A 9,305-nucleotide genomic window follows, 5' to 3' on the forward strand; every position below is an offset into this window, starting at 1 on the left:
GTCGGGGCCCCGCTCCCCGATATAGTCCTCGTGCCCGATCAAGCCAATCGGCGCGTGCCGGTTCAGGAACCGATCACCTCTCCGTCATCCTTCGTGATCACGACGATGGACGGGCGCGGCGGCATGCCATCCTGGAAGTCCGGCCAGCGGGTCGCCGGGTCCTCGAAGCTGGAGACGCGGCCGAACTCCGGCCACTTGTCGGAGTCGTCGGAGGGGTGCTGGACGGCGACGAACAGCGTCCGGTCGTCCGGGGTGAAGTGAGGTCCGCACAGCTCCGCGCCGACGGGGACGCGGAAGAAGTGCTTCGACGTGCCCCGCAGCTCGCCGTCGGTCTCGACCGCCCACACGCCGTCCGAGCGGCCGGTGTCCTTGAAGTTGTTGCCGTCCGTCGAAACCCAGAGGCGGCCCTGGCCGTCGATGGCGCAGTTGTCGGGCATGCCGAACCAGCCGTTCTCGGTGGTCGCCGGGTTGAAGGTGGCGCCGACCTCGGCGACGGTGTGATCGCCGCACCGTACCAGGACGTTCCAGGCGAAGTCCGTCGCCGCGAAGTCGCCGGCCGTCTCCCCGATCTCGATGATGTGGCCGAAGCGGTTCTCCGCGCGCGGGTTCGCCGCGTCGACCTGGTCCTCTTTGCGCTTGGTGTTGTTGGTCAGCATCACGTAGACCTTGCCGTTCCGCGCGTCCGGCGACACGTCCTCGGGACGGTCCATCCGGGTGGCGCCGAGCCGGTCCGCGGCGAGGCGCGCCATCACGAGCACGTCGGCCTGGTCCTTGAAGCCGTTCTCGGCCGTCAGCGGGCCGTTGCCGTGGACCAGCGGCATCCACTCGCCGGTGCCGTCCTCGTTGAACTTGGCGACATAGAGGGTGCCGGCGTCCAGCAGGTCCATGTTGGCGGCCCGATCGTCCGGGGCGAACCGGCCTTCGGTGACGAACTTGTAGACGTAGTCGAAGCGCTCGTCGTCGCCGGAGTAGACCACCACGCGGCCGTCGCCGGCGAGGACGGACTCGGCGCCTTCGTGCTTGAAGCGCCCGAGGGCCGTGCGCTTCTTCGGGGTCGAGGTGGGGTCGAGGGGATCGATCTCGACGATCCAGCCGAAACGGTTCGCCTCGTTCGGCTCCTTCGCGATGTCGAAGCGGTCGTGGTAGGCGCCCCAGTTGTACCAGTTGCCGGGCACGCCCACGCGCTTGTAGTTCGCGAACTGGGGATGGGCTTCGTCCAGCTTGCCCCAGAAGTAGCCGTTGAAGTTCTCTTCGGCGGACAGCCAAGTGCCCCAGGGCGTCGTGCCGCCGGCGCAGTTGTTGAGCATGCCGACGACCTTGCGGCCGGTCGGATCGGCGCTCGTCTTCAGGTGGTCGGAGCCGGCGGCCGGGCCGGTCAGCTCCATCGCCGTGTCGTCGCCGGTGATGCGGCGGTTGTACTTGCCGTCGCGCACCACCTGCCACTTGCCGTCGACCTTGCGGATCTCGACCACCGAGCCGCCATGGGCGGCCAGTTCGACGTCGACGAGCGCCTTCGTCATCCTGGCGAAGTTCTGCTCCTCCGCGCTCTGCTCCGCGCCGACGCCCGGGAACATCAGGTGCTCGTCGGTGTACTCGTGGTTCACGACGAGCAGCCCGTGGTCGGACGCGTTCGAGCCGGGAGGCAGCGGGATGAAGCCGACATAGTCGTTGTTGTAGCCGAACTGCCGCTTCTGGGCCTCGGCGGTCTGGTTCATCGGGTCGAACTCGGGAGCGTCCGGCAGCACCGGATCGCCCCAGCGGATCAGGACGTCGGCGGCATAGCCGTCGGCGACGTGGTGGGTCCTGTCGACGCCGGCGGTCACCTCCGGGAACGAGAAGGACGCCTTGCCGGTGGCGGCGCGAGCGGACGTGGCGCCGACGACCTGGCTCAGCGGGCCGAACGCGGCGGTGAGGGCCGCGGCGGCGAGAGAGCCGCGCAGGAAGTCCCGACGCCCGTAGCGGCGCGCGATGAGGTCGCCGATCGTGTCCGACGCGGTTGGGTTGCGGCCGATGTCTTCCGATGCGTCGAAAGCCTTCGAGCGCGTCGGAAAGCCGGTGTGATCGCGGGTGTCCATTGCCTGAACCTCAGTTCTGTCCGAAGACCTGGGGGCGGTTTCGCTACCCCGTTCCGTGTGGCCGCGAACGTAGCCGGGTGTCGTGTCGGTAATGTTACACGGCGGTTACTGCAACGTGAATTGAAGGCGGCCGTTGTTCCAGGTCGGGGAGACACGTTGGGATGGAGCATCGATGGGCAAGCGTTTTCTGGCGGCGGGTCTGGCGTGCCTCGTGACGCTCGCGGCATGGACGGCGGTCTCGATGCCGGCCGCGCAGGACATCGTCTTCACCGCCGTCCGCGCGGGCGACCCGCTCGGCCGGCACCGCGTCGAGATCAGGACGGACGGCGACGTGACCCGCGTGAAGACCGAGATCGATTTCCATGTCTCCCTCGCCTTCCTCACGGTGTACCGCCTGCGCCATACCAGCCGCGAGGTGTGGCGGGACGGTCTTCTCGTCTCCCTCGACTCGCAGACGAACGACAACGGACAGGAGCACGCGGTCCAGGCGCGCGCCACCCGGCGGGGCCTGGTCGTCGAGGGGCCCGCCGGCCGGTCCGTGGTGCCGGCCGAAACGATGACGACCGGCAGCTACTGGCATCCCGGCGTGATCGCGGCCGAGCGCCTGATCGACACCCGCACCGGACGGATACTGGAGGTGACGGCGCGCCGCGTCGCCACCGAGCGCATCAGGGCGGGCGGGCGGACGGTGGAGGCCGACCGGTACCGCATCGACGGCGATATCAAGCTGAACCTCTGGTATGCGGGGCAGGACTGGGTGAAGCTCTCGTTCCGCGCGCGGGGTTCCGACGTCGACTATGTCCGAGAGCCGTGACCCCGCGGCCGCATGCCACCGATACAGGAGATACGCCCGACCATGCCCGAGTCCAAACCGATCCAGATCCTCGGCATTTCCGGAAGCCTGAGGGCGGATTCCTACAACAGCGCCGCCCTGCGCGCCGCCGCCGGTCTGATGCCGGACGGGACGACCATGGCGACCTTCGACATCGGGCCCATCCCGCTCTACAACGAGGACGTACGCCAGGAAGGGCTTCCCGAAGCCGTTCAGGCGCTGCGCGAGCGCATCCGCGCCGCGGACGGCGTCCTGTTCGTGACGCCGGAATACAACTACTCGATTCCCGGTGTGCTGAAGAACGCGATCGACTGGGCGTCACGGCCACCGGAGCAGCCCTTCGAGGGCAAGCCGATCGCGATCATGGGCGCCAGCCCCGGCGTGCTCGGCACCGCGCGCGCGCAGTACCACCTGCGCCAGTGCTTCGTCTTCATGAACGGCCTGGTGATGAACAGGCCCGAGGTGATGATCGGCCAGGTCGGGACGAAGTTCGACGCCGACGGCCGGCTGACCGACGAGGGCACGGCCGAGCATCTGCGCAAGTTCCTCGTCGCGTTCCGGGACTGGATCGCGTTCGCGCAGCGCGCCCGGGCGGGCTGAGCGGTACTCACCACGGGTGCTCAGCCCAGCCGGGCACCCGCGGCGGCCTCGTCCGGCGAGAGGCCATGGAGCGCATCCATGAAGGCGACCCGGAAGCTGCCGGGGCCGGTGCTTGCGGCGGCAGCCCGCTCGCCGGCGAGGCCGGTCACCGCGAGTGCGGCCGCCGTCGCCTCGAGCGGGTCGTCGCCGACCGCGAGGAAAGCCGCGACGATCGCGCTCGCCGTACAGCCCAAAGCGGTCACGCGGGTCATCATCTCGTGGCCGTTGCTGACCTGGACCAGGCGGTCGCCGTCGGTCACGTAGTCGACCGCCCCGGTCACCGCCACGATGCCGCCGGTGGTGCGGGCGAGGGCGCGGGCGGCGTCCACGGCCTGGTCGGAGGCGTGGCTGCTGTCCACGCCGCGCACGCCGCCGGTCTCCCGGTGGCCGGTCCCCTGGGCGAGGGCCAGGATCTCCGACGCGTTCGCGCGCACCGCCGTCGGTCCGCGCCGGGCGAGGTCGGCCGAGGTCGCGGTGCGGTACGCCGTCGCGCCGACGCCGACGGGATCGAGCACCCAGGGCTTGCCCAGGCCGGCCGCCCGCTCCGCCGCAGCGTGCATCGCCTCGACCCATGGCGGCGACAGGGTCCCGATGTTGATCGACAGCGCGTCCGAGATCGCCGCGAAATCCGCCGCCTCCTCGCGCGCATGGACCATTGCCGGCGAGCAGCCGACCGCCAGCAGCGCGTTGGCGGAGACGTCCATGGCGACATAGTTGGTGATGTTGTGGACGAGCGGCCGGCGCTCGCGCAGGCGGACGAGGAGTGCCGCCACCGTATCGGGGGTCATTCGCAAGTCCCTTCCGACATCCCGCTCCTTCGGCCCGCGGGACATGGGCGGCCGACGATAGCCGCCGCTGCATTCGCGAACAAGGCCGACCGGGTGCCGGTCAGTCGGGGAACCTGGGCCTCTCGCCGAGCACGTCGCGCATGTACAGCTCGTTGACGACGACCAGGACCGCGACCGCGAGCGGGGTCGCGAAGAAGACGCCGATCGTGCCGAAGAGAAGGCCTGCCGCGACGACGGCGACGACGGTGACCGCCGGCGGGAGCGTGACCGTCTTACGCTGGACGAGCGGATAGATGACGTAGCTCTCAAGTTGCTGAACGACGATGTAGAACAGCACGACCCACAGCGCCAGCGTCCATCCGCCCGTTGCGACCGCCACCAGCACGGCAGGGATCCCGGCCAGCCACGGGCCGACGATCGGGACGAACTCGAGAAAGCCGGCGATCAGGCCGAGCGCGAATGGACTGGAGACGCCGAGGAGCCACAGGCCGGCCGTCGTCACGACGGCTATGATCGCCATGGAGATCAGGGTCCCGACCAGCCAGCGCCACAACGCACCTTCCAGCGTGGCGAGGACCTCGCGCACCCTCTGGTGCCGGTGCTTCGGGAACAGCAGGACGGCGCCGCGACGGTAGAGATCGGGCCTGGCCGCCACGTAGATGCCGGTGAAGACCAGCAGGAGGGCATAGGCGATGAAGGTGAGGGCGTTGGATGCCCATTGCGTCACGCGCCACAGCCAGGAGCCCGCGCTGCTCAACAGGTTCTGGACGTCGACCGGAAGTTGGCGGAGCGCGTTGGGGAGCTGCTGTGAAAGCTGGCCGAAGTCCGACGCGATGCGGCTGCCGAACAGGACGCCCGCAAGCGCGAGGAGCGCCAGCAGTCCTGCCAGCACGAGACCCAGCGCCCAGCCGTGGGAGAGGCCGGTGCGGCTTCGGACCAGGCCAGCCAGATGGGTGAAGAGGATCGCGAGCAGCACGCCGCCGAACGCCAGGAGCAGGGCGGTCCTGATCCGCCACAAGACGAACAGCAGGACCGCGACCGCGGCGACGACCAGGACCTTTCCGACGAAGGAGGCGGGGACGGCGGCCCGCATCTCAGCAGCCGCCCTGGAGGAGTTCCCGCCGCACATCCTCGGAAACCGGCGCGTCGCCGATCCATAGCCGGAGCATGGCCTCGATGATCCGATGGCCGGGCGTATCCGCGACCGGGGTGCCGTTGATCTGGAACGCCGTCCCTTCGTCCGGCGCGTAGGCGATGGTGGCGACATCGCCGCTTGCGAGCCGGTCGAAGAAGGCCTGTACCGTGTCCATGAGGTCGGGCGGCAGCATCCGGCGCAGCGGCCGGCGCCATTGCTCAGGGATCTTCTCGGGAATCTCGCCGTCGTAGAGGGCGTAGAGACGCACGGCTTTAGGTGTCTCCGGGTCGAGTACCACGGACCGTTCCATGGCCGACTGCGGCAGGTAGAGACCCAGGGCGTAGAGTTCCTCCCACAGCACCACCCGCGCGCCGCAACCCGCGAGTTGGAGCTGCCGGCCAAACACGGACAGAGCCGCCGGCGGGGTTACGCCGGCAACGCTCGGCTGGGCCGCTGCCGGGAAGGCCGATCCCACCATGATGCATAGGACGGCAACCGGCGCCGCAAGCCTGACCGGGGGAAGCGCCGCGGCTGAAGGCAACCAGCTCCTGGACATGAGGCACCTCGATCGGCGGGTTAGACCTGAGCCAGTGCAGGAGCGACGCCCCGGTTCGTCTTCATCATCGTTCTCCCTTGATGTCGATGCCTTGCCGGATCGGCACCCGATAAACCCGGCCGGGGGCGAATGATCTCGCCTGCTCCAGGGAGGCTGCCTACGGCATGGGTGGGAACTCATGACGGCGCGCCCGGTTGGTTTGTTGCATCCCAGGCACGACGACGGAGGACGAACCATGCACAGGAAGCTGCTGACGGCCGCAGCCGTGGCCGCTCTCGCGCATCCGGCCATCGCCTCGGCCCAAGCGACGCCGGAGCCGATCGACGACACGGAAGTCGTCACCCTTACGGAATGGGAATACGACCCGCTGTACGCCGAGGGTTGGAGCGCCGAGCAGTTCATCGACGACATGGCGGTCTACGGTCCGACCGGCGAGGAGATCGGCGACGTCGAGAACCTGGTCGTCGGCCCGGACGGCAACATACTGTCGGTCATCGCCGAGATCGGCGGGTTCATCGACATCGGCGACACCCATGTCAACGTGCCCTGGGACCGGATCGAGTTCACCCAGGCCGGCGACGGCATCATCATTCCGGTGACGCAGGAGACGATCGAAGACTTCTCGCTCTATCCCGACGATGCGCCGACCGCCTCGGAGGTAGCCAGCGACATCGAGGCGGTGGACGACGACGTGGAGCCCCTCGGCCGCGCCTGGAAGGCGACCGAGCTGATGGACGACTACGTCCGCCTCGAGGGAGACGTGAACTACGGCTACGTCAACGACCTGATCTTCGGCGAGGGCGGCGCGTTGCAGGCCGTCGTGGTCACGCCGGACGTCGGCTATGGCGTCGGCGGCTACTACGCCTACCCGTACTACGGCTATGGCTACGGCTTCGATCCGGGCCTGGACTACTACGGACTGCCCTATGCCCAGGACGAGGTCGCCGGCCTCGAGCCGTTCGACTACGACGCTTTCGAGTGACGAGCCCCCGCATCGTCGAGGCAGCGGCGGGGCGATCGGCGGCCGGGACGGTTTCCGCCCGCACCGAACGCAAAGCGGCACCAGGATCGGCGGTGCAGCAGGTCTTCGAACCGAACATGGAGAATGCTGTGTCTTTCCAGGGAAGAACGGCCATGGGCCGGGCCGCCGTCGCCGCAGCCGTCGCAACCGTCCTCATGCTGCCGGCGGGCCAGGCCCAGGCCGGCTGGCGCGACAGCCTCGGCGCCGCGGTCGAGGCCACCCGCGACTGGGCGACGGAACTCGCGATCGGGGCCGAGACGGCGGTGGTCGCCGGCGGCATCGTCCTGCACCGCTACCGTCACACGGTCGCGGGCGGAATGATCGGCTGCGTCGCCGGCGCCGCCGTCGGCACGACGGTGTCGGCGGGAGCGGGGCTGGCGACCGGCGGCGCAGCACTGGCCGCGACCGGGCCGGCCGCGGCGCTCGGCTGCGGGGTCGGGGCAGCCTACGGAGCCTCCCTCGGCTATCCGCTCGACACGATGTACGACCTGCCCTGAACTTTCCCGGGCCGCGAGGGGTCGGGGGAGGCATGCGCGTCCATCACATCAATTGCGGCACCATGTGCCCGGTCGGCGGGCGGCTGATGGACGGGCGCAGCCGCGGGCTCACCGCGCGGCTGGTCTGCCACTGCCTGCTCATCGAGACGGACCGGGGGCTGGTGCTCGTCGATACCGGCTTCGGGACCGGCGACGTGCGACGGCCGCAGCCGCGGCTGAGCCGATTCTTCCTGACGCTCGACAACATAAGGCTGCGGGAGGAGGACACGGCGCGGCGGGCCGTCGAACGGCTCGGCTTCCGGGCGGAGGACGTGCGTCACATCGTGCTCACGCATCTCGACTTCGACCATGCCGGGGGCATCGGCGATTTCCCGAACGCGACCGTCCATGTCTTCGCCCGCGAGCTGCACGCGGCCCGGGAAGAGCGGCGCGGTGCCCTCGCGACCCGGCGCTACCGGCCGCTGCAATGGGACGCCGACGTGCGCTGGCGCGGCTACGAGGCCGGCGGAGAGCCCTGGTTCGGTTTCGAGGCGGTGCGCGACCTCGACGGTCTGCCGCCGGAGATCCTGCTGGTGCCCCTGGTCGGCCACACCTGGGGGCATTGCGGCGTCGCGGTACGGGACGCCGGCGGATGGCTGCTGCATGCCGGCGACGCCTACTTCTTCGCCGGAGAGATGGACCCCGGCAATCCCCGGTGCCCGCCGGGACTGCGCGCCTACCAGACCATGATGCAGGTGGACCGCGAGGCGCGTCTCGCAAACCAGGACCGGCTGCGCGGCCTCGTCCGCGACCACGGGGAGCAGGTGAGGGTGTTCTGCGCGCACGACCATGGGGATCTCACCAGGTTCGCGTGACGGCCCGGTCCGCCGCGCCGCGGGCCGGGTCGGGCTCCAGCCGCGAGGAGGGCAGCTCGAAGATGCGCTCCCGGCCGAGGGCGTGGACCACGAAGCGGCGGCCGAGCACGGGCGCAAGGGCGGGGTCGAGGACGTTGAGCCCGCCGGCATAGGCGCCGAAGGCCGGCAGGACGAGCCGGTGCCCGTCGCCGGCGAAGCACCGGCGGCGCAGCCTTCGCCCCCGGACCCTGACCGCCGCGACGGGATGGTAGTGGCCCGATATCTCGCCCATCGCGCCGGGGCGCGCCTCGTGACGAAAGACGAGAGGGCCGACGGACAGCTCCCCGGCGGTCCGGCCGCCCCAACGCGACGGCGGGTCGGGATCGTGGTTCCCCAGGATCCAGATCCAGTCGCGGCCGGCGGTCAACCGGCCGATCCTGCCGGCATCCTCCGGCGAGGTGCGTTCGGCCGCGGCGGCGTCGTGGAAGCTGTCGCCCAGGCACACGACCGTCTCGGGTGCGACCCGGTCGATCAGCGCCTCGATCCGCGACAGCGTCTCGGCCGTGTCGTAAGGGGGGAGGAACTGTCCCGTGCGGGCGTAGGCCGAGCCCTTCTCGAGATGGAGATCGGAGAGGACGAGCATGCGCCGCTCCGGCCAGACCAGCGCGCCCGACGCATCGGCGAGCAGGTCGGCGCCGTTCAGGACGAGGGGGTGGTGCGGCATCGCTGGGCCGGGATGTGCGGGGGAGGGACGTTCAAGGGAGGAACGTTCATGAAAAGTTCCATCCGCCCGACCATGCCAGAAAGGAGAGCCCGGCGCAACCCCGGCCGGAATTGCGCGTTGTGCGTTGGCCTGCCCACCCGAACAGCGAAGGCTCCGCATGACCGACCAGACGCCGAATACCACATCCGACCACACGAACGGCAGG

10 protein-coding genes are annotated in these 9,305 nt (G+C 69.8%); 5 read left to right on the forward strand and 5 right to left on the reverse strand.

Annotated features, from left to right (window positions below; genetic code table 11):
* Positions 1–62: 62 nt before the first annotated feature.
* Complete coding sequence (locus tag VGO20_RS09045) at positions 63–2,075, reverse strand: PhoX family protein (RefSeq protein ID WP_327501997.1); 2,013 nt, start codon at positions 2,073–2,075, stop codon at positions 63–65.
* 172 nt (positions 2,076–2,247) lie between these two features.
* On the opposite strand from VGO20_RS09045, the gene VGO20_RS09050 reads away from it, so the two are divergent.
* Entirely contained in the window at positions 2,248–2,889 is a 642-nt protein-coding gene (locus tag VGO20_RS09050) for a DUF6134 family protein (RefSeq protein ID WP_327501998.1), read from the forward strand.
* Between the two features lie 42 nt (positions 2,890–2,931).
* On the forward strand, positions 2,932–3,507 hold the full coding sequence (locus tag VGO20_RS09055; protein ID WP_327501999.1) for an NADPH-dependent FMN reductase: 576 nt from the start codon (positions 2,932–2,934) through the stop codon (positions 3,505–3,507).
* 20 nt (positions 3,508–3,527) lie between these two features.
* Here VGO20_RS09055 and thiM read toward each other — a convergent pair whose 3' ends face one another.
* From thiM to VGO20_RS09070, 3 genes are all read right to left on the reverse strand, one after another.
* Positions 3,528–4,334 carry a hydroxyethylthiazole kinase gene (thiM, locus tag VGO20_RS09060; RefSeq protein WP_327502000.1) on the reverse strand — a complete coding sequence of 269 codons (807 nt, stop codon included), beginning with the start codon at positions 4,332–4,334 and terminating at the stop codon, positions 3,528–3,530.
* Between the two features lie 100 nt (positions 4,335–4,434).
* Positions 4,435–5,427, reverse strand: a complete 993-nt coding sequence (locus VGO20_RS09065) for an AI-2E family transporter (RefSeq protein WP_327502001.1) — start codon at positions 5,425–5,427, stop codon at positions 4,435–4,437.
* Between the two features lies 1 nt (position 5,428).
* Entirely contained in the window at positions 5,429–6,025 is a 597-nt protein-coding gene (locus VGO20_RS09070; RefSeq protein WP_327502002.1) for a chalcone isomerase family protein, read from the reverse strand.
* Positions 6,026–6,260: 235 nt separating this feature from the next.
* Here VGO20_RS09070 and VGO20_RS09075 point away from each other — a divergent pair, with 235 nt between their 5' ends.
* From VGO20_RS09075 to VGO20_RS09085, 3 genes are all read left to right on the forward strand, one after another.
* Entirely contained in the window at positions 6,261–7,007 is a 747-nt protein-coding gene (locus tag VGO20_RS09075) for a PRC-barrel domain-containing protein (protein ID WP_327502003.1), read from the forward strand.
* 152 nt (positions 7,008–7,159) lie between these two features.
* The gene (locus VGO20_RS09080; RefSeq protein WP_327502004.1) at positions 7,160–7,543 is read left to right on the forward strand and encodes a hypothetical protein; all 384 of its coding nucleotides are present in this window, start codon (positions 7,160–7,162) and stop codon (positions 7,541–7,543) included.
* Positions 7,544–7,575: 32 nt separating this feature from the next.
* Positions 7,576–8,397: an MBL fold metallo-hydrolase gene (locus VGO20_RS09085; RefSeq protein ID WP_327502005.1), complete on the forward strand. Its 822-nt coding sequence runs from the start codon at positions 7,576–7,578 to the stop codon at positions 8,395–8,397.
* On the opposite strand, the gene pdeM is transcribed toward VGO20_RS09085, so the two are convergent.
* Positions 8,381–9,100, reverse strand: a complete 720-nt coding sequence (gene pdeM / locus VGO20_RS09090; protein ID WP_327502006.1) for a ligase-associated DNA damage response endonuclease PdeM — start codon at positions 9,098–9,100, stop codon at positions 8,381–8,383. The two genes, VGO20_RS09085 and pdeM, sit on opposite strands and share 17 nt — an antisense overlap.
* Between the last annotated feature and the right edge of the window lie 205 nt (positions 9,101–9,305).

It is taken from the genome of Arenibaculum sp., assembly GCF_035998295.1.
Taxonomy (GTDB): domain Bacteria; phylum Pseudomonadota; class Alphaproteobacteria; order Azospirillales; family Azospirillaceae; genus DASYHS01.